The organism is Pseudocolwellia sp. G5-9 (genome assembly GCF_055808995.1).
Genome location: NZ_CM147893.1, coordinates 1,717,172 through 1,738,200 on the forward strand (window position 1 = coordinate 1,717,172; position 21,029 = coordinate 1,738,200).

General features: G+C 35.7%; 16 protein-coding genes. 1 reads left to right on the forward strand and 15 read right to left on the reverse strand.

Features of this window, described 5'->3' with window-relative positions; genetic code table 11:
• Positions 1-168: 168 nt before the first annotated feature.
• From AC0L5Q_RS07450 to AC0L5Q_RS07505, 12 genes are all read right to left on the reverse strand, one after another.
• Positions 169-1,362, reverse strand: coding sequence for a hypothetical protein (locus AC0L5Q_RS07450; RefSeq protein ID WP_473616663.1), 1,194 nt, complete (start codon positions 1,360-1,362; stop codon positions 169-171).
• Positions 1,363-1,403: 41 nt separating this feature from the next.
• Positions 1,404-2,042 (reverse strand): hypothetical protein, encoded by a 639-nt coding sequence (locus AC0L5Q_RS07455; protein WP_473616667.1) that lies wholly within the window; start codon positions 2,040-2,042, stop codon positions 1,404-1,406.
• Between the two features lie 11 nt (positions 2,043-2,053).
• The gene (locus AC0L5Q_RS07460) at positions 2,054-3,595 is read right to left on the reverse strand and encodes an HlyD family type I secretion periplasmic adaptor subunit (RefSeq protein ID WP_473616671.1); all 1,542 of its coding nucleotides are present in this window, start codon (positions 3,593-3,595) and stop codon (positions 2,054-2,056) included.
• Complete coding sequence (locus AC0L5Q_RS07465) at positions 3,585-4,541, reverse strand: peptidase domain-containing ABC transporter (RefSeq protein WP_473616675.1); 957 nt, start codon at positions 4,539-4,541, stop codon at positions 3,585-3,587. Before AC0L5Q_RS07465 ends, AC0L5Q_RS07460 begins: the two co-directional genes overlap by 11 nt.
• Positions 4,532-5,800 carry an ABC transporter transmembrane domain-containing protein gene (locus AC0L5Q_RS07470; protein WP_473616679.1) on the reverse strand — a complete coding sequence of 423 codons (1,269 nt, stop codon included), beginning with the start codon at positions 5,798-5,800 and terminating at the stop codon, positions 4,532-4,534. The genes AC0L5Q_RS07465 and AC0L5Q_RS07470 overlap by 10 nt, the downstream gene beginning before the upstream one ends.
• Before the next feature lie 221 nt (positions 5,801-6,021).
• Positions 6,022-7,902, reverse strand: a complete 1,881-nt coding sequence (locus AC0L5Q_RS07475) for a putative bifunctional diguanylate cyclase/phosphodiesterase (RefSeq protein WP_473616684.1) — start codon at positions 7,900-7,902, stop codon at positions 6,022-6,024.
• A gap of 486 nt (positions 7,903-8,388) precedes the next feature.
• On the reverse strand, positions 8,389-9,069 hold the full coding sequence (locus AC0L5Q_RS07480; RefSeq protein WP_473616688.1) for an aspartate/glutamate racemase family protein: 681 nt from the start codon (positions 9,067-9,069) through the stop codon (positions 8,389-8,391).
• A gap of 7 nt (positions 9,070-9,076) precedes the next feature.
• Positions 9,077-10,024, reverse strand: coding sequence for an L-histidine N(alpha)-methyltransferase (locus tag AC0L5Q_RS07485; RefSeq protein ID WP_473616692.1), 948 nt, complete (start codon positions 10,022-10,024; stop codon positions 9,077-9,079).
• A 34-nt stretch (positions 10,025-10,058) separates the two neighbouring features.
• Positions 10,059-11,240, reverse strand: coding sequence for an ergothioneine biosynthesis protein EgtB (gene egtB / locus AC0L5Q_RS07490; protein WP_473616694.1), 1,182 nt, complete (start codon positions 11,238-11,240; stop codon positions 10,059-10,061).
• Between the two features lie 116 nt (positions 11,241-11,356).
• The gene (locus AC0L5Q_RS07495; RefSeq protein WP_473616696.1) at positions 11,357-11,737 is read right to left on the reverse strand and encodes a nuclear transport factor 2 family protein; all 381 of its coding nucleotides are present in this window, start codon (positions 11,735-11,737) and stop codon (positions 11,357-11,359) included.
• A 186-nt stretch (positions 11,738-11,923) separates the two neighbouring features.
• On the reverse strand, positions 11,924-12,427 hold the full coding sequence (locus AC0L5Q_RS07500) for a nuclear transport factor 2 family protein (RefSeq protein WP_473616700.1): 504 nt from the start codon (positions 12,425-12,427) through the stop codon (positions 11,924-11,926).
• Positions 12,428-12,907: 480 nt separating this feature from the next.
• Complete coding sequence (locus AC0L5Q_RS07505; protein ID WP_473616704.1) at positions 12,908-13,795, reverse strand: helix-turn-helix domain-containing protein; 888 nt, start codon at positions 13,793-13,795, stop codon at positions 12,908-12,910.
• Between the two features lie 249 nt (positions 13,796-14,044).
• On the opposite strand from AC0L5Q_RS07505, the gene ycaO reads away from it, so the two are divergent.
• Complete coding sequence (ycaO, locus tag AC0L5Q_RS07510) at positions 14,045-15,799, forward strand: 30S ribosomal protein S12 methylthiotransferase accessory factor YcaO (protein ID WP_473616708.1); 1,755 nt, start codon at positions 14,045-14,047, stop codon at positions 15,797-15,799.
• 84 nt (positions 15,800-15,883) lie between these two features.
• Here ycaO and AC0L5Q_RS07515 read toward each other — a convergent pair whose 3' ends face one another.
• The 3 genes from AC0L5Q_RS07515 to AC0L5Q_RS07525 form a co-directional block, all read right to left on the reverse strand.
• Positions 15,884-17,668 (reverse strand): DEAD/DEAH box helicase, encoded by a 1,785-nt coding sequence (locus AC0L5Q_RS07515; protein ID WP_473616711.1) that lies wholly within the window; start codon positions 17,666-17,668, stop codon positions 15,884-15,886.
• A gap of 323 nt (positions 17,669-17,991) precedes the next feature.
• The gene (locus AC0L5Q_RS07520; protein WP_473616714.1) at positions 17,992-20,379 is read right to left on the reverse strand and encodes an AAA family ATPase; all 2,388 of its coding nucleotides are present in this window, start codon (positions 20,377-20,379) and stop codon (positions 17,992-17,994) included.
• A gap of 130 nt (positions 20,380-20,509) precedes the next feature.
• Positions 20,510-21,004: a zinc ribbon-containing protein gene (locus tag AC0L5Q_RS07525; protein WP_077338116.1), complete on the reverse strand. Its 495-nt coding sequence runs from the start codon at positions 21,002-21,004 to the stop codon at positions 20,510-20,512.
• Between the last annotated feature and the right edge of the window lie 25 nt (positions 21,005-21,029).

A 21,029-nucleotide genomic window follows, 5' to 3' on the forward strand; every position in this document is an offset into this window, starting at 1 on the left:
ATTAACGTTTTCAGTTTGATTAACTTCAATTGAGGTTATGCCAAGATTGGCTAATGTTTCTAATTCGTTTACTTGACTAATACCATCTTGGTTAACATCTTGCCAGACTTGTAGTTGGCTATAAACACTATCATTTTCATCAATAACACCATCATCGTTATTATCAAGTTATTTAAGCGCAGCAAAGCCATTTTCTGCATTTGTGCCATCAGTAAGTAACGTGTTATCACCAAAAAGTTCACGACCTGAATCAATAGCACCATTTCCATCAATATCTAATACTAATAAACCGTCATCAGCGGCTACCCACCCTGTTCCTTGTTTCAAACCATCAGCAGTGTGATCAAATAAAACCCCTATATCAATATTAACCGTTTCAATACCATCGCCATCCAAATCAAGTAAGAGTGGATCCTTAATAATAGGACTAGCAGAGGCTTCGACTTGAGTAAATTGAGTACTCACAGACTCCGGCATAAAATGAATAAATAAATTACGATAAAGAGTCTGAGCTAGCACATTCATCAATGATATTTCTGGATTTTCAAGAAGAAGGTTAAACGGAGTCCCTGGCGGTTGATTTGCTTGAATAAAATCCCACATTTCTTGACGTACACCACCTAGAACTGAATTAAGGTAAAGTTCATCATGGCTTGCAACTAAAGGTGATGCTCTTAAACTTTTTCTCCAGAAGTCATCCAAGAAATCCGCATCATATTCATTTCCATTAAGGTTATGGTGATTTTCCTTATCATTAATAAATACAATATGGTTATTGAAACTATCGTATACAATCTCAAGGTTAGATGTTTCCTCGTGAAAATATCGCGGGCTGTTATAATCGTTAAGCCGTTTTCCTAACGCTACAGCAAAGCTCGCCATGCCAGCATGTAATGTTCCAATAGAAAAAAATAAAGCTAACGAATCATCAAGAGGGGCTTGAATATTACCAGGAAATAAGTTGCCCATACCTTTGCGTCTCCATACCTCATAGTCTGCTGTTTGCATTTGTTCTTCATTTAATATACCTCCATTACCATTTGGATCATTAAAATCATTTACTATAGCTGCAAAAGTTCCTAACACGATATCATTCGAGAACTCGTCTAACGTAAGGGTATAATTTACAGGATCGGTAGATTTAGCAAGGTAGTTTCCTGCCGCAGCAGCGCCTCCCCAAGCACCACTGTACGTTGTAATTTGGGCTTGAACAAGTGCTTGAACCTCTCCTGTAAGTTCATAATAGTGAAGATAAAAACCGCCTCTATCTCCATCAGTAATAAACTGCTGAAGTTCATTAATATGATCTTGTGTTAATGTATCTACTCTTTTACTCGTGTCTTCTTCTAATTCTAATGACATAATAAATTCCTTTTTATAAACTTTACTTTTTATAGATAATGTTAAGATGGATCAAACATTGTTATTTGATATTTTTTATAACTGGTTTTATATTTTTTTATGAAGGTAGGAATAGCTGGTATAAGCTCACTAAAACAGGCTTTATATCGTTCAGGAAAACTAATTGTAGCTGTTAACATATTCTCATCAAGTAATGCTATCTCACAATTTCCAGAATTTACACATAATAGGTAAATTTCAGGTTCATATTCCATTATGGGTATTAAGCCATAATCAAGGTAACTATATTTAAAATCATCTACGTATATAAACACGTCATTTTTATCTCTTACCTTACCAGCATCTATAATTCTCTTATTACCGTAAAAATTATGACCTTTCATCTCTGGTGAAATAAATAAGCTTAACCTGTAGTTAACTTTTATTTGTGCTTTTTGATTTTCAATACATAAATAATAATTAGAGAATATGGTATCTCCTTCTGAGCGATTATCTGGCCAAATAAGGCTCATAAACGCGTTCTCTTTAGATATTCGATTGTGATATTTTGTTGGATAAGAAAAGGTCCACTCACTGTTTTTGTCAACCAGTGTTACTGTGGTGTTTCGTTCACAGCCGCTCAAAGTAACAACTACGGTAGCAACAACAAAAAATAAAAATAGTTTTACTAAATTACTCATAGAACACTCCATCATCTTTCTCTCACCCCTTCACTCACACCTTTCATCAATGGCGCAAGCAAGAATTCCATTAATCGTCGTGAACCTGTTTTTATCTCAACCGTCACCGACATGCCCGGTTTAAGTTGTACCCACTTACCATTGACATTAATTTGTTCTGTTTTCATTAACACTTTAAGAGGAAATAACAAACCGCGTTGTTCGTCTTCAATTGCATCGGCTGAAATATCCATCACCTCACCGTCAATCACGCCATATTTGGTAAAAGGGAAACTATCAATTTTAATTTCAGCGATTTGTCCTGTTTCTACAAAACCAATGTCTTTGTTGAATAAACCTGCTTCGACTTCAAGGGTTTGATTGTTAGGCACAATACGTAATAGTTCTTGTGCTGGGGTCACAATACCACCAATCGTGCTCACCACTAGCTCTTCAACCACGCCATCTACAGGTGATGTAAGTATTCTCAGTTGTGTTAGTCGATTAGCTTTATGCAATTCTTGCTCAAGGCTGTCACGTTGACGCGTTAATTGATTGATTTCTTGTAAGGTATTACGACGCATTTCTGATTGATAGGCGTAAAGGTTTTGTTTCGCTGATTCAATACTTGCACTTATTTGCTCTACATTCGCACGTTGCAGTAATAAGCTTTCTTCCTGGTCGATACGTTGTTGCTTTAACTCTAGGTATTGATTACGCGATACAGCAGAGGTTTCTAATAACGAGTAATAGCTTTGCTCTCGCTCTATTACTAACGGTAAAGTTTTTTCTAAACGGCCTACGTCTATTTTTCGGGATTTTTTTTCAGCGTTAAGTTTGGTTATTTCGCTGGTAAAACTGTTAAGTTTTGATTGGTATTCTTGCCAACTACTGGTTAAGAGTGATTGTTGGTTGATGGGTAACAATGAAAAAGCAGTATCGTAAAGATCTTGCTCCTGTTGTTTATTAGTAGCCTTATTGTTTATGTCAGTATTATTGGTTTGTAGTGTTTCTTCTTGAGACTGTTTAAGCTTTTCTATAACAAAATTGAGTTTTTCAAGAAAAAACGTTTGTCTTGCTAAGTCTTCTTTATAGCCCGTTAATTCATTGATTAATCGGTCGGCATCGGCAACATTAGAGGTGTTGTCTAAGGCAATTAATTTATCGCCTGCTTTAACATGTTGCCCTTCTTTGACAAAAATGGTTTTAACCACCCCTGTTTCATACGGCTGAATAACCTTTACTTGCCCGCTGGGGACTATTTTCCCTTGAGCAGTCGCAATAATGTCTATTTCGGCCCATGAGGCCCAAATAATCAATATGACGATTAAGCCCATAATCGCCCATAACAGTGAACGGCTCCATTTAGCCGGAGGTGAGGCTTGAATTTCTAAAGCTGCAGGTAAAAAAGCCAGTTTTTCTAACGAGATTGATTTAGCTGCTTTTTCAGTGGTATTTGAGGAGTGAACGTTTGACGAATTAACCTCTGCTGAACCATCAGGTGCATTATTTTTTGTTGCTTGGCTATTATTTAAGGCTTCGCTGTTATTGGCTGTTTCATTATCAGGTTGCATTGTCGCTCCCCTTTAATGTCGCTTGGTTTGCTGTTTGAGTTTTAGCGTGGTTTTGGTTCTGCATTGTTGGTTTAGCTGCCATACCTAAACCATGATGACTTTGTATGGAGTACAACTGTGCGTATATACCACCATGCTTAACCAGTTGGTCATGATTGCCTTGTTCAACTAAGCGACCTTTATCAACCACCATAATACGGTTTGCATCTTTTACAGCTGATAGCCTGTGAGCAATAATGAATACTGTACGCCCTTGACTAATACGGCGCATATTCGCTTGAATAATACTTTCAGACTCGTAATCTAAAGCACTGGTTGCTTCATCAAAGATGAGTATTTTAGGGTTAGTAACAAGTGCCCTAGCAATGGCAATTCTTTGGCGTTGTCCGCCTGATAATGATGAACCTTGCTCACCTACTACGGTATCGTACCCTTCAGGAAGTTCTAATATAAATTCATGTGCGCCCGCAAGCTTTGCTGCATTAACAACATGTGCCATGAGCATTCCAGTATCAACGAGTGCGATGTTTTCACGTACGGTGCGATTAAATAAGAAGTTTTCTTGTAGTACTACGCCCACTTGACGGCGCAGCCATGCAGGTTCAACCATGGCCAAATCTACACCGTCTATCATCACCCTGCCTGACTCAGGCACATAAAGGCGTTGAATAAGTTTAGTTAAGGTACTTTTTCCTGAGCCTGAACGGCCAACAATACCAATCACTTCGCCAGGGCGACATTGAAAGCTAATATTGTTTAGAACTGGTGCACGGTTTGGCCCGTATCTAAACAGTACATTGTCGAATAATACATGGCCTTTTATATCGGGCAATGTTGCGCGATTAGGGTCGTACCCTGGTTCTGGTGGTGCGTTTAGCACATCACCTAAGCGTTGAAGGGATATGTTAGCTTGTTGAAAGTCTTGCCATAAGTTAACTAAACGCATAATAGGCCCACTAACGCCTGCGCTAACATATTAAAGGCGATAAATTGTCCTATAGTTAACTCACCTGTAACTACGGCAATAGCGCCAAAATAAAGGGTAAGTAACCCACCCACCTTATTGATATAAGACGCCACTTGGCTATAAATATTATTGAGGTTACTGGTTTTGAATGAGGTATTAACGTAATCAGCTAGCTTGTCTTCCCATGCATTTCTTAATTGGGGTTCAACCGCCATGGCTTTGATGGTTTCAACGCCGTTAACTGATTCAACAAGAAAGGAGTGATTTTCTGCACTACGTTGGAACTTTTCATTTAACCGTTTACGTAAGGTAGGTGTAATAATAAGGGAAAGAACAAAATAAAATGGAATAGTCCCGATAATTATCCATGTTAAGAGTGGTGCGTAATAAAACATAACGCTGAAAAAAACAAAGCTAAAAAACACGTCTAATACAACGGTGAGTGAAGAACCTGTTAAAAACTCACGAATGCTATCTAACTCTTTTACACGAGCGACAGTATCACCAACACGTCGGGCATTAAAGTACGCAATGGGGAGCGATAACATGTGTTTATATAACTTGCTACCTAATTCAACATCAACGCGGTTGGTGGTGTGTGAAAACACATAGGTTCGAAGCCCTGTTAAAACAACTTCAAAGGTAATAACAATAAAGAAGCCAACCGCTAAAACATCCAATGTTGTCATGCCTTTGTGTACAAGTACTTTATCAATCACCACTTGGAAGAATATAGGTGTTGCTAGTCCTACAAGTTGAATAAAAAATGAGGCTATAAATACATCAGAAAAATACGGTTTGTATTTAATAAGTGCAGGGATAAACCAAGAGAAACCAAATTTAGCGCTTTCGGTTAATAAACCATTACGTTTTGAGAGTAAGAGTAAGTCACCTGTCCAAAAGTCACTGAGTTCTTCATGAGTATGAGTAACAGGTTTACCTTGTTGTAAATCTTGAATAAGTACATCATCGTCAGTAATTTTGGCGATGATAAAGAAGTGGCCTTCTTTATGTCGAGCAATAGTGGGTAATGTTTCTGCCTTTAAATCTTTAACGGTATCAACAATAAATTTGGCTTTGAAACCTAAGCTTTTTGCGGCACGTATTAGGTTAATGTCGGCTAACGATTCATCTTCGTGTTGAAATTCTCGAAGTAACGCACTGGGCTCGGCTGGAATTTGGTGAAAACGGGCAATCAATGATAAACATTGAATACCCGAGTTAAAGTAACTCGACATCTTTTCCTTGATATTAAATATCATCCATAATTAATTGCCGGATATATTAATAGATAAGAGCTATGGTGTATAGATGAAAAAACATCCTTTCTTTTGGATATACTACTTATTTCTACTTATCTAATTAAAGCTAATGCCTTTAAGTTTTGCTATATTCAAAATTACTAAAAATAGGAATAAAAGTATTTAAGTCGGCATCAATTTGAAATGGTTAATTACTATCAAATAACACGCGATGTTGATGGTGTCCAAGTTCCGGTCCCTAACTGTGCTAAATGATTCATTCCTTGCTTTAACACTTTATCCCCCACGTTTCTTGAACTTTCAGGACGACTAATTAAATAGCCTTGAATATATACAACACCTAAAGATTTTAATAACTCTAGCTGTATTATTTCTTCAATACCTTCAGCAACAATTTTTAAATCTAAACGTTGAGAAAGCTCAACTATCGATTTTAATATTTTGCGGTATTTTTCGTTATGACTCGCTTCAGATACAAACATACGATCAATCTTCAACACATCTACAGGCAGTGTAGCTAAAACAGAAAGTGAACTAAAACCGGTACCAAAATCATCAATGGCAATAAAAACACCTTCTTTTCTGAGTTTTTCTAACTCCGAAATAATATTTTCTGAAATATCGATAAAGCATGACTCAGTTATTTCCAACATTAAAGAGCTTGGTGGTAGGCCTGTTTTATTGAGAGTTCCCATAACCCAATCATAAATGGGTCGATGTTTTAATTGTACGCCAGACACATTCACAGATATTTTAGTTTTAGTCATACCTGCATTATGCCAAGCAGCCATTTGACGACACGCTTCGATAAGGATCCAATCACCTAGCACCAAAATTTGATTTGAATCTTCGGCAATAGGAATAAACTCAGCCGGTGTAACAATACCTTCAATCGGATGCTGCCATCTAACTAATGCTTCAAAATAACTAATGACACAACCATCAACATGAATAATAGGTTGAAAAGCTAAAAAGAAGCTATTTGATGCTATACCTAACCTCATTTCTTCTAATAAATAATGATAACGTCTTAATTTACTGCCCATTTCTGGTGAGTAAATACGATAAATACCACGTCCTTCTTTTTTAGCTCGGTACATTGCAACATCTGCCATTTGCACAAGTGCTTCAGGACTATTAGCACTATCAGGATATGCAGCAATACCAATACTGGCACTAATCTTAATAAGCTTATTACCTAAAATAAAGTCGCGCTCTAACTCTTTTAATACATGTTTAGCTATATTTACGGCAATCTCTGGTTCTTCAATATTTTGAAGGAATAAAGTAAATTCGTCTCCGCCTAGTCGTGATAAGTTATATTCTTTATCTTCTTCGTTATCACTAAAATTTAAATTTTGGCTTCTTACAACACTTTTTAAACGTTCTGCTACCTGAATTAATACTTCATCTCCAAACGAATGCCCAAACGAGTCATTCACTTGTTTAAAGCCATCTAAATCGATAAATAATAAACCGCATCTTATTTTTGTTTCATCTGCAATAGAGATTTGTTCGTTAATATGTTCTAAAAATTTATGCCGGTTAATGAGCGATGTTAACTTATCGCAATACGCACTTTGTTCAGAGTTGGCTTGATAAATTCTTGCGTATTTAGTGAGATCTTCAATATAAATATTAAGTTGCGACAATGTTGAATATGATTTTTTTTCGGTGCTATTACTACCAAAAGTATCAATTAAATTTTTGGCTTGATCACACATTGGCATTAAAATTTTATCTAATTTTCTAGATTGATAATTAATTGCTACCGTAAAAACGACATACGATATAATGAAAAATGCAGAAATAGGAAATAATAACCCAAGCAAAACAATAAAAGTAAGATGTTGTAACGGTATAACTAATCCTGCATCTGTATTTAAAGAAATTAGTAGTTGGTTATTTTGTTTTTTTAGAGGAAGTAATAAAGCGCTACTGATAAGACTATCTATAGTATTTAAGGGGTCTGATTTTTTTAATGTAAAGGTTTCATTTGGATAATTAAAAAATGGTGAGTTAACCTCTTTAGCTAATTCAGTGACAAATAAAACATAAATAAATATAATAAAAATCACCGATAGCAATCCTAGCATCCTCCAAAACTTAGTTCTTACACTTGTCAAAGTAACATCCTTTCTGCTCGTCAGTAAATTTATAGGCGTTTCATTATTAAATTGTTCTATTTTAACCAGTAAAAATACTCAATTAATAGGTGAGGTTTTCGCACTAGTTGTACTTAATAACCACAAGCCAACTCTTAAAAAAACGTCCCCTACCTAATAAATAACTATATTTATTATTAATCAAGATAACACTCAAAGCGCTTGAACAATATCAAGCCAAAACAGCGCTTGTAATTATGCTTGTTCTAAATAGTGTTACCTCTTCACGTGTGTTTTGATAGGCCTAAAACTACACCTTAAATGACAACAAATATACACTCTCTTAATCGTATAACATATATATAAAAAGAATAACATAATGAAAATGACAATAAAAAGCAAAGACATAAATTTTTGATATTACAATATAGCGTCCCTTTCAACCTCAATATGCCAAATTTAGTGGGGATAAACTATAGCTGCCTGTATCTGTATTCTTGCCATATCAAAAACAGAACATATAGCTTCTTCATCGAGTAATATTGACAGTTCAGTACAAGCAATAACAGCAGGCGCTATTTGCTGATAATGCTTGATTAAAGCGTTATAGTTTTTTTTATCATGTTCTGTTTCTTGCCCTAGATAAGTGCGCTTTCGTATTTCATCAATTTGTTCGATATCCTCATTATTAGGCCTAATAACAAGAATGTTGCTTTGACTAAAATACTGCTCTAAACGAGATGATAATACGCTGTATTTTGAAGCGATTAGCGTAATAGTTTTTATTTTCTTAGCTTGTAAGCAACGTATGGTTTCAGTCACTGGATGTATAATTTCAATGCTAGAGAATAATGTAAGATCTACTTGCTCAATTGCTTCATGCAAGGTGATATTAGGTACTATTAGGGTATTAACTTTTGCATGAATGCATTGCTGAAGAGCTTCACTCACAAGGGGCTTAAGATAATCGAATTGGTCAGGTAAATAATTATTGATCACTGAAAAGTCGGCAGGAATCATTAACAAACTACAGGCCATTTTGGGATGGTTTGTCGTTTGATGAAAGATTTCTTCTTTATAAAAACTAACCGTGCGCTTACCTAATTCCATTAAGCCCACGTTACACAATGTTTCTGTCATTGTTGTTCTACTTTTTACTTAATATATAATCAGCAAAATAATTCTTTTTATCTGTCATTTTTTCACAAAGTTTTAGCTTAGTGCCTGTAATAATTTGATCAATAATGCTGTCGTTATATTTCCTAGAAATTTCAGTATGAATCTTTTCACCAGCACTAAATTGGTAAACTTTACCTGTTGCTTTAATTGCTACATTTTGGTCACTCTTACTTTTCAAATAACTTTTAGCAATGCCATCTTCTTCATCATATTCAGGCGCATGTTCAAACTCTTCAATATTAAATGTTGCCTCTAGCTCATTATTAATTCTATGTAATAAATTAATATTAAAGGCACGAGTAATTCCACTTTCGTCATTGTAAGCAGGCATAATTACCGAAGCAGGTTTAATTAAATCAACACCAAGTAACAATTTGTCACCCGTATTTAAATCATTGCTCAGTTTTTGTAAAAATTGTTGCGCTACATTGTCAGGCATATTACCTATATTAGAACCTAAAAAGAGAACCACTTTAGGGTGGTGGCTATTTTTTAACGAATGTAAACAATCAAAGTAATCACCATGTTGAGGTTTTATTGAGGTGTTTGGCAACTCAGTTGCAATACTGTCAGCTAATGTATCTACTGCATTTCTAGATATATCAATAGGGATATAATCATAACGGTAACCTTGTGCATTTAGGGCTGCTAATAGCTTTTTAGTTTTAGTTCCGTCACCGGCTCCTAACTCAATTAATTCAAAATGGCGTGTATGGTCTAACTCTAAGTGTTGTATCATCTGAGACGTTTGTTCTGTAAATATTTCTAGTTCAGCTCGAGTAAGATAATATTCAGGCATATTCATTATTTTAACGAATAATTCATCGCCTTGTTTATTATAAAAATATTTAGATGATAGCTTTTTTTCAGTACTGCTTAATCCTTCATCTACATCTTTTGCAAATTGTTCTATCATTACTTTATCTCTTTCTTTTTAAATAATGGCTTAGCTATTTATTTTCTGTTACCAGACGGATACCGGTATATTGCCACTGAAAACGTGGATGAAAAAAATTACGATACGTTGTTCGAGAATGTTTAGGTGAAGTAATACTAGAAGCTCCTCGCAATACCATTTGGTTAATCATAAATTTACCATTATATTCACCAACAGCCCCTTCGCTAACTTTAAAGCTAGGGTAAGGTAAATAAGCAGAAGACGTCCATTCCCAACGTTTCCCCCAATTGAAATGGCTACTTGCAACCTCCCATTCAAATTCAGTAGGTAAACGAGCTCCTTTCCAATGTGCGTACGCATTGGCTTCATAATAAGATACATGGCAAACCATTGCATCCAAATCTATGGCCTGTAAGCCTGCTAGAGTATAGTAAAACCACTCACCATTAATTTTATGCCAATATAGTGGATGCGTAATATTATTACTACGCACCCAAGACCAACCTTCATCTAGCCAATATGAAAACTTTTCATAACCTCCTGCTTCAATAAAAGCGATAAACTCTCTATTAGTCACTAATTTTGTTGATATATCGTAAGATTGTAAATAAACCTTATGTCGTCCTAGTTCATTGTCAAAACAGAAACTATCTCCTGTATGACCTATAGCATAAACACCTTCATCAATGCTAAGCCAATCATTTTCAGAGGCTATATTTTTATCCCCCACAAAAGCAGTATTTTCATCATAAACGGGAAAAGTAGGGTTATATGAAAGTGTGTACTTTAAATCGCTAAGGAGTAATTCTTGATGCTGTTGCTCATGTTGAATTCCTAAAGTGATGAGTTCGTGAATACGTACTTGTAATGCTTTATTCATTGTCACTAGGGCAACGTTTAATAACTGAGTAATATATGTATCTACATATTTTCTATATTCATAAACGCTAGCTACAGTGGGACGGGTCATAAGGCCTCTTTGACCACGCACTGCTCGTTCACCAACCCCTTGATAATAACTATTAAACAAAAAACTAAAATCAGTATCAAAAACAACGTAGCCTTCAAGGTATTTGTTTAGCAGCATTTCTTCAAAAAACCATGTCGTATGAGCTAAATGCCATTTAGGAGGGCTAGTAAAATCAGCAGATTGAGGAATATAGTCTTCAATATTCAATGGTTTACAAAGTAATTCCGTGTACTTTCTCGTGAGATTAAATTGTTCTAGTAACATAACCTGTGTCCGTAATTCGCAAGTATTAATAAAGAAAGGAAAATTGAATAGTTAACAATACAAACGACTATTATCTAATTTAAGATTTGGTGATATTATCTCGTGTTAACAGAGATTTAAAATTTGCCTGCGTTAACTAAATCTTTAGTCTCAGGAACGGGTTCTGAAGCATCCCAATGTTCGATAATTTTATCATTTGCATCGGTATCAAAAAAGTCCATCGTGATCCATTTAGCTTCACCGTGATTTAAGCTTTGGTAAGCATGAACAAATACATACTTGCCATCTTCAAATGTTCGAACAATATCAATACTGCGAACAGGGTTTCTTTCAATAAATGGCATAAAGAACTCAATAAACCCTTCTTTACCGTCACGTACACCCGTTGAATGTTGAGTGTATCTATCGCCGGTATATTTTTCGACAGCTTCTTTTACATGACCATCTCGAATACCTTCAAGGTAAAGTAATTTTGCATTTTGGATTTTTTGACTCATATATATCCTTATTTTATTAATGAAGTTTGTAGCATCTGCATTGATGCAAAAAAACAACTAATGCCTAGTTAATTAATTTATTATTCAAGCTGGTATATAATTAACCGTTATATTAAAGGCTGATAATTTCCATATATGCCCGAAAATTAACCAGCCTTTACTTGCTCTGTACTCAATTAATAAAAACTATTTTTTTGAATGGTATGCTTCTGACACTGCGTAACTGTTTTCAAACCAATTCCAGCTTTTCACTTTTCCATTTTCAACATGTACACGAACAGCCCAACTAAATTTACCGGTATCAACTCCACTGTTATTAGCAATGGCACTCATTGTTCCCATAAATACAGCTTGGTCACCATTTGAAAAACTATAATCAGTAGTCCAACTGGTTACTTTTAATCCTGCGCCAAACTTTGGTAAAAACTTATTCAATACAGTGTCCTTGCTTTTCCAATTACCTATCCAAGGAATTTGTTTATCACCTTCATTATGCCAAACAAAATCATCAGCCATTAATTTGTCTAATGTTGCCATATCACCACTTCCTGCAGCAGCAAGAAAAGCATTAGCTGTTTTTAATGTTTGAGCCGATTGCATATCAAGCGCTTTATCATTAGCGCTAGACGTTATTGTAAAAAAAGTTAAAAAAGAAGATATAAGCAGTATTGCAAACTTTTTGTTAATCATAGTTTTTCCTAATATAAGAGTTATTTGAGTTAATTTTTAAATTATACTTTTTATTATTCAACTTTAAGTAAATATAAAAAGTAATATGCTCGTTGAAACAACACCATAATATCTTATTATATTTATCTTCGAGCGTACTGACCTTTTGAGTATAAATTTTATTCAAATTAAACACGATTTAATTTAGGCGTTGTGATTGTGGCATAGTCATGCCATGTAAAAGAGCAACAACAACGAGTAAATCGCGTTTAAATAAACCTGTAAGGCAAGGCGAGTTTGGCATTTCTGCTGTGTTATCGTTTTTTTATGTAGAATAACGGCATATCAAAAACGAAGCCTTACATAATAACCTAACTAGCTGTAGCAAAAACATACCGCAAAGGTCAACTCGCGCTAATAATTTAACAATAAAATATGACAATATGATGTTATGAAAACAAAGAAAAAAGGAGGTGTAACTCAACCTTAAAATGGTAAATATCAAACATTATCTCTAAAATGACTAGGAGATATTTGTGTATGTCGCTTAAAAAATTTAGTGAAATTTGTGGTTTCTTTAAAACCTAGGTATTCAGCTAAGCTATCTATATCACATTGTTCAATCACCAATCGCCGCTTAGCTTCAAGAACAACATAACGATCTATATAAGATTTTGCAGTTACCCCACTTATTTTTTTACATAAAAGATTTAATGTCTTATAAGTGATCCCTAACTTATCCGCATAAAATCCAGCTTCTCTGGTGTCGTTATAATGACTCTCAATTATTTTTTGAAACGCAACAAACTTTTTAAGATGTGAACTAGGTAAGGTATAAGTTAAATTTTTTCTTTCCCTTGATAGTATCATTATCAAGGCACCAAATAGAGATATTATAATTTCAAGAAATGGATTAGCTTGACTGATTTCAACATTCAATTCATCGATTAATCGCATCGTACTTTGTTCCAAACTTTTATTTAAACTTATATGAGGAACAAAAGTCTTAGGCATAGTCGAACCTAAAGAAAATGGAATAGATAATTTACTATGTAAACGAGTAAGAAATAACTCTGTATAAATAATGACTTTACCTTTTAATTTATTAGAAAAATCAAATGCCTGTATTTGTCCCTTATTCACAAAAAGAACACTACCCGCTTGAAAATATGTTTTCTCAAAATCTATTAAGTGATAACCAGTTCCTTGTTCAATAACAATCAAAATATTAAAACCAAGTCTGTGTGGTAAATTAGGTCGAGTTTCCCATTGATTAGAGCGTTGTTGAAGAGTTTCTAATTCCACAACCTCCAATTCAAACGCATCAGACCTATAGTAAAATGACACTTCTGGCACATATTTAATTTTAGACTTTTGTTTAGAAAGCATATAGCTTTATCCTAAAGGTAATGAAACAAGAACTGATATACCCGTAGCCATTGAATATGCGGGGATAAAATAAAAACAAAGCTAGCCACACAATAATACGATTAGAGCCACTAACTATACCCGTAACCTTTAGCGTGTCTTAATATTAAAAGTAAAATCTTACACTTTGAATGGTAACGAGTATAGCTTTCGGTATAATAATCTTCATAATATGCATTAACTTAATATACCCACTGCCGAGACATTTTCATGACTGAAAGCACAAACGAAAAAACCTTTATTAAAGGTAAAGATCGCGACCTTGAATCATCTATTTCTACCATGCAAGAAAAGCTTGTTTCTTTCGGTTTTGATATTGTAGAAGCGTCATGGTTAAACCCGCTTGCTAATTGCTATTCTGTTCACATTAAAGATGCATCATGCGGATTAATGTTCACTAACGGTAAAGGTTCTTCCGCAAAGTCATGTTTAGCCAGTGCTTTAGGTGAGTATTTTGAGCGTTTAAGTTGTAATTACTTTTTTGCTGATTATTATTTAGGTGAAGAAATCTCGAATAGTGAGTTTGTTCACTACCCAAATGAAAAGTGGTTTTTCAGCGAAGACGATACCATTCCAGAAGGTATTCTTGACGAAGGTTTATGGGATTACTTTGATCCTAATAAAGAAATAACCGTTGATAAACTTTACGACATGAACTCAGGTAACGGTGAGCGTGGGATTTGCGCCCTACCTTATATAAGAGAGCGTGATCAAAAAGCTATTTATGTGCCTGTAAATGTTATTGGTAATGTGTTTGTTAGTAATGGTATGTCGGCAGGTAATACCCAAAACGAAGCGCGCGTACAAAGCTTGTCTGAAGTATTTGAACGCTACGTAAAAAATAAAATTATTGCAGAAGGTATTTGTTTACCTGAAGTACCTCTAGAAGTATTAGAGCGATTCCCAACTATTTTAGCCGATTGTAAAGAACTAGAAAGCCATGGTTTTCACTTACGTATTGCTGATGCATCCTTAGGTGGCTTATACCCGGTAATGAGCGTAACCTTAATTAACCCTAAAGACGGAAGTGTATTTGCGTCGTTTGGTGCTCATCCAAGTTTTGAAGTGGCATTAGAACGTACCGTAACTGAATTATTACAAGGTAGAAGTTTAGATCAATTAGACGTATTTCAACCGCCAAGTTTTGATGAAGACGAAATAGCCTCACCTCATAACATTGAATTACACTTTATTGATTCAAGTGGCTTTATTTCTTACGACTTTTTTAAAGAAACGCCTGATTACGAATTTGTTGATTGGGATTTTGACGCCGATACACAAAGCGAATATGACAACCTTGTAAAAATTATTCACGACATGGGTCACGACATATTGATATCTGACTATAACCATTTAGATGTATACGCTTGTCGTATATTAGTACCTGGTATGTCAGATATTTACCCTGTAGATGAAATTGTTTGGAACAACAATAACGACGGGGCCTTATTCAGAGAAGCCTTTTTAACATTAAAAGATGGTGATCCAGAGGAATGGCTAGAAATTTTAGACGCATTAGAGCAAGGCGGATACAACGACGCACTTGCTGCCGCAGAATTTATTGGTTTAGCGCCAGACGCTGGGACAACGTGGGCAGACTTCCGCTTGGGAGAGATGAAAGCTGTACTTGCACTAGCAGCACAGGATGAACAAGCACTTGATTGGGTTAACTGGGCATTACATTTAGACCAAAACAATGAAGAAAACACACGTAAATATCGTTGTTTACAAGCACTACTTGAAATAAAGTGGGATGAATCGCGTGACTATAGCCAATACATGACCTCTTTAGGATTAATGTACGGTAAAGAGCTTTCAGAGCGTTGTTTAGATATTGTTGAAGGTAAGATAGTATTTGATGGTTTACATTGCCCAGGCTTGAGCTTAGAAGGTTTTGAAACGCATCAAAAGCTACTTGAAGGATATAAAAAGCTGCAAGCTGCAAAAGTTAAAAACTGGAAGTAATAATTATATTTCAATCATAAAAAAAGACGCTAATTAGCGTCTTTTTTTGTTTCTGTCACCCTAATGAGGATGAATCAAACTAAATTAGCTTGGTCTACGTTCTGTACGACGAGGACGTTCTGCTGGTGCAGCTGAAGCATCAGAAACACTAATATCAATAGCTTGACGACGAATACGTACATTCTTCAATTGCTTAAACGACTTCTCAGGCATACCTTTAGGTAACTGAACAAAACTATGTTTTTCGTGTAAGTTAATTGCGCCAATATAGCTGCTATCAAGAGAAATTTCGTTAGCAATAGCACCAACAATATCGCCAGGCTTAGCGCCATGCTCTTTACCTACTTCTAGGCGGTATGTTTGCCAATCAACGTCTGTACGGTTTTCTTTCGCTTTACGAGGAGCTCTTTCACCACCACGACCAGCATCTCTTCCGCCACGACTATCTCTTGCGCCACGCTCATTTCTTCCACCACGGTCATTTCTAGCGCCACGATCATTTCTGTCGTTACGTTCACGAGTATCACGACGAGGCTTAGGATCTTCTTTTGGTTGTAACGGCTGGTTAATCTGTCTTTCAAATAATAATGCTGCCGCTAAGTCTGTCATTGAAAGCTCTGACTGTTCAGCCATTTGCTCAACAATTTCACGCATTGCTTTAATATCTCTATTAGCAACAACATCAGCTATTTTAGTACGAGTACGTTCAATACGTGCTTTACCAATATCTTCAATATTTGGTAACTCATAAGTATTGATTGTGCCAGACGTTAAACGTTCATAATGACGTAATGAATACATTTCACGAGGACGACAGAAAGCAATTGACATACCTTCACGACCAGCACGGCCTGTACGACCAATACGGTGAACGTAAGCTTCGTTATCACCTGGTAAATCGTAGTTAATAACTAAAGTAATACGAGGAATATCTAAACCACGAGCTACAACATCTGTTGCTACTAAGATTGAAGATTTACCTGATTTCATTTGATCAATAGTACGTTCGCGTTGTTGCTGGTTCATATCACCATTCAACGGAAGTGCTGGGTAACCTGCGCGTTCTAATTTTTCAGCAACATCTACAGTATCGTTACGAGTACGAACAAAAACAATCATTGCATCGTATTCAACACTTTCAGCAATACGTTCAAGTGCTGTAATTTTGCTAATGCCACTAACTTTCCAAGCAAACTGTTGGATGTTTGCTTTAGATTTTTTAACAGCTGCAATTTTAATATGTTCAGGATCTTTTAAGAAACGGTTAGCGACTTTACGAATTTGCGCAGGCATAGTCGCAGAGAATAACGCCATTTGCGTTTGCTTAGGTAAATGCTCAAGGATCCATTCAATGTCTTCTAAAAAGCCCATGTTTAACATTTCATCTGCTTCATCTAATACACAGAAAGAAAGGTTATCTAGTTTTAAGCTTTTACGACGTAAGTGATCCATTAAACGACCAGGAGTACCTACTACAACTTGTGCGCCACGCTCAAGTTGTTGAAATTGTGGTTGGTAAGATTGGCCACCATATAAAGTAGCAACCTTTAAACCTTTCATGTTTTTAGCAAATGTTTCAATAGCTGCGGCTACTTGAATTGCTAATTCACGCGTTGGTGCTAACACCATTAATTGAGGTTTTTTAATTGATGTATCAATTTTTGCTAAAGCAGGTAAGCCAAACGCAGCAGTTTTACCTGTACCAGTTTGCGCTTCACCTAAAACATCTTTACCCGCTAAAAGTGGCGGAATAGTTTGTGCTTGGATAGCAGTTGAAGATTCAAAACCTAAGGTTTTTAATGCAGATAATAAAGTTTCAGGCAAGCCTAAAGAGTCAAAGCTCACAGGAGCATCGTTAGTTGTTGTCATAATATTGTCTTCTCTTGGCAAGATTTGATTCAGGGAAAAAATATTTTAATCAAAGATCTCGCATACATATATACGAGGAAACCACCAGGAAGACTTAAGGCACAATCGGGATGCTAAATATGAACATTTAGCTAGGCAAGTCTATTGGGCGGATATACCCCACTCATTTCACATCAAGCATTGCTTATTGAAGTCAGCTTAAGTGAGGCGCGCATTATACAGACTATACAATTTTATACAAGATAAATATGAGTATTGTGTGTAAATAATAGACTTCTCTTTTATATTATTGAATATTTACTCTAACTTTTTACGTACTGACCTTACTCACCACCTTCTAACATATCAGCAAAAGAAGAAAGTTTTTCTAATGCTAAGCTATGCACTGTTTTTCTTGGATATCGTCCTAAACTATTCGCTTTTCCCGCAGTAACTCCTAGCAGTAATTCTAACGATTGATCAATATCTTCAACAGCATGTATAGCAAACACGCCTTCTTCTACCGCATTAATCACTTCATCAGACAGCATGAGGTTGATGACATTGGTGTGAGGAATGATAACCCCTTGTTTTCCAGTTAAACCTCGGTCTTTACATAAACGATAAAAGCCTTCTATTTTTTCATTCACGCCGCCAATAGACTGTACTTCACCGTGCTGATTAATTGAGCCTGTAATAGCAATCCCCTGATCAATAGGCAGTTGGGTAATTGATGAAATTAATGCGCACAATTCGGCCATTGAGGCACTATCACCATCAATATGGCCATACGATTGTTCAATCGCAATATTAGCTGAAATTGAAACAGGAAATTCTTGACCGTATTTATGCCCCAAATACCCCGTCAACAATAAAAATCCTTTTGAATGAATAGATTTTCCTAAATCGACTTCGCGTTCAATATCAGTAACACCTTGGCTACCAGCATACACAGTAGCGGTAATACGGGCAGGAGTACCAAAAACACTCTCACCAATTTCAAGTACAGTTAAACCATTTACTTTGCCCACTTGCTTACCTTGCGTGGTAATAAGTACTTGTCGTTCTTTAATTTCGCTCAACCATGTTTCACTAATACGTCCTGTTCTTCTTTCCTTAGCCGCAAGCGCTAACTTGATATGTTTAGCGGTAAGTTCACCTTCTTCTTTGAGCTTATTCCATAAATAATGAGCTTCATCTAATAAGTCGTTAGAATGAACGATATTAGCTGATATTTTATGTTGATGTTCTTCTCTTCTTAGCGCGTACTTTATCAGCTCCACAATGGCATCGTTTGATACCGTTGGATATTGATTTTTTTGTGCGCGTTGTCGAATTAAATTCGCATAGGCTATAAGGTTATCGTCGTTTTTATCAAGGTATCGATCAAAATCAGCAAGCACTCTAAACAGCTCGTTAAACTCTTGATCGTAAGCGTGCAAGGTGTAATAAATGTCAGCGTCGCCTAAAAGTATAATTTTTACTTTTAACGGAATTTTTTCAGGTTGAAGGCTATACGAACCAGGCTGAGAAAACTCAGAATATGGATTTTCTATAGTAACTTCTTGAGTTTTTATCGCTAATTTAAGGCGTGCCCACACTAATGGCTGGTTTAAAATTTTCTCAGCATCTAATAATAAATAACCACCATTAGCTTTATGTAGAGCGCCCGGTCGAATCAAACGATAACTCGTATAAGAACTGCCTTGAAAGCTAGCAAAATCAACATGCCCAAATAAGTTTTGATAAGTTGGATTTTGCTCATAAACAACAGGAGCGCCGCCATTCGCTTCTCGCGAAACTAATAAGTTAGGTAAAAAATGCTCTACCATAAGTTTGCGATTATCTTTGGCTTTTTGTTTTTCGTTATCTTCCCCTACTAAAATATCAAGTACCGTATCAACTACGTGCACTTTTACTTTAGATAAGTATTTTAAAACACCTAAGTTACTCGAAAACTCATGTTCTAACTCTTTTAATAAAGGCTGAATACTTTGAGCTGCAGTTTCATTTTTAAGCTTTTTAAGTTTATCAGTAGATAAACGTTTCCACTTAGGCAGTTCGATTAACTCTTCCGAGAGTAGGTTTTCTAACTCTGTTAACGACTGATAAAATGCGCTGCGCTTTTCTTCATCTAAGCTTGCTAGTTCGTTTTCACTTAACGGCTTTCCATCAACAACAGGAGAAAAACCAATCTCGCCGTTTTCTTCAAATAACATAACGTTGCACTTTAAAGCGGTTTCTTCAACTTTACTGATCGCTTCATCATACTGTTGGTTAAATTCACGATCGATTGCTGCTTTTTGACGCTGATAACTAGGGTTATCAAACAGCTCTGGAAATAATGCAATTAAATCATCAATAAAAGTATTAATACGAGCAACCAGTTGTTTGCCATCTCCCGGACTTAAATATAACTTATACGGGGCATGAGTATCATCAAAGTTATTGATATAACACCATTCTTCAGGCGTATTTTGATTTTTAGCTGACTCGGTAAGCATTTGTTTTATTAATGTTTGTCTACCCGTTCCATGCTCCCCCATTGCAAACACATTAAAACCAACTGAGTTCATGGCTAAACCAAATTCTAACGCTTCTTTAGCTCTTTCATGCCCAACAAAAGGCTGTTTGATTTTTTCAATATCGTCTGACTGAGTGAATAGAGATTCTGGTAATTGCGCCGTTAATTTTTGAGGTTTGACCAAGGTGGTAACGGTTTCTGATGTCATGAAGATCTCACTATAAAGGTTAGGAAAACAAGCACTTTGCTGGGAAAAAGCTATTTAAAGCCATAATAAAGGCATAGTGTACTCTTACATTAAGCTAGATAGCAAAGCACAGATTAAAAAATAAATATATTTATGGTGTTAAGCTTTTTCGACAAAAAGTCGTACCATTACATTTGATACAAGATGAGAGAATAGTGACGTGGTGTATTTGCTGTAAATGATGACAAGTTAAGCATTCTACTTCGCCAAAGCCAATATAGTCGCCTTCCTTGTACAAACCATCATGAACAAAGTCTTCTTGAAGTTCAGCCCATTCAACACGTGTTTGGTCAGTTACGCACGCAAGATTTTTCCAAAAAGTTTCTTTTAATAATTGAAGATATAAAGAATGTTGAATATCTGATTGTGACTGTTGATAAAACTCGATTAAATCTAACTTAAAGTTAGCGATAAATTGTTGGTACTTTTCTTCTGGAATACTTTCGGCAGATTTTACCCACTTTTTAGCTTCTTCTACTAATTCAACTACATGCGTAAGCTCATGTGATTTTAAATCATCAAACCAGCTTACTAAATCATTACCGCTAGTATGTGAATTATTGTGAGTGTTAGACTTTTTAGTCATATTATCCCCTTCAGCTAAACTGATA

Bases quoted from the DNA above. Each gene is read 5' to 3' on its own strand.
- AC0L5Q_RS07450 (WP_473616663.1), bottom strand. From the start codon at position 1,362: ATGTCATTAGAATTAGAAGAAGACACGAGTAAAAGAGTAGATACATTA.
- AC0L5Q_RS07455 (WP_473616667.1), bottom strand. From the start codon at position 2,042: ATGAGTAATTTAGTAAAACTATTTTTATTTTTTGTTGTTGCTACCGTA.
- AC0L5Q_RS07460 (WP_473616671.1), bottom strand. From the start codon at position 3,595: ATGCAACCTGATAATGAAACAGCCAATAACAGCGAAGCCTTAAATAAT.
- AC0L5Q_RS07465 (WP_473616675.1), bottom strand. From the start codon at position 4,541: ATGCGTTTAGTTAACTTATGGCAAGACTTTCAACAAGCTAACATATCC.
- AC0L5Q_RS07470 (WP_473616679.1), bottom strand. From the start codon at position 5,800: ATGTCGAGTTACTTTAACTCGGGTATTCAATGTTTATCATTGATTGCC.
- AC0L5Q_RS07480 (WP_473616688.1), bottom strand. From the start codon at position 9,069: ATGACAGAAACATTGTGTAACGTGGGCTTAATGGAATTAGGTAAGCGC.
- AC0L5Q_RS07485 (WP_473616692.1), bottom strand. From the start codon at position 10,024: ATGATAGAACAATTTGCAAAAGATGTAGATGAAGGATTAAGCAGTACT.
- egtB (WP_473616694.1), bottom strand. From the start codon at position 11,240: ATGTTACTAGAACAATTTAATCTCACGAGAAAGTACACGGAATTACTT.
- AC0L5Q_RS07495 (WP_473616696.1), bottom strand. From the start codon at position 11,737: ATGAGTCAAAAAATCCAAAATGCAAAATTACTTTACCTTGAAGGTATT.
- AC0L5Q_RS07500 (WP_473616700.1), bottom strand. From the start codon at position 12,427: ATGATTAACAAAAAGTTTGCAATACTGCTTATATCTTCTTTTTTAACT.
- AC0L5Q_RS07505 (WP_473616704.1), bottom strand. From the start codon at position 13,795: ATGCTTTCTAAACAAAAGTCTAAAATTAAATATGTGCCAGAAGTGTCA.
- ycaO (WP_473616708.1), top strand. From the start codon at position 14,045: ATGACTGAAAGCACAAACGAAAAAACCTTTATTAAAGGTAAAGATCGC.
- AC0L5Q_RS07515 (WP_473616711.1), bottom strand. From the start codon at position 17,668: ATGACAACAACTAACGATGCTCCTGTGAGCTTTGACTCTTTAGGCTTG.
- AC0L5Q_RS07520 (WP_473616714.1), bottom strand. From the start codon at position 20,379: ATGACATCAGAAACCGTTACCACCTTGGTCAAACCTCAAAAATTAACG.
- AC0L5Q_RS07525 (WP_077338116.1), bottom strand. From the start codon at position 21,004: ATGACTAAAAAGTCTAACACTCACAATAATTCACATACTAGCGGTAAT.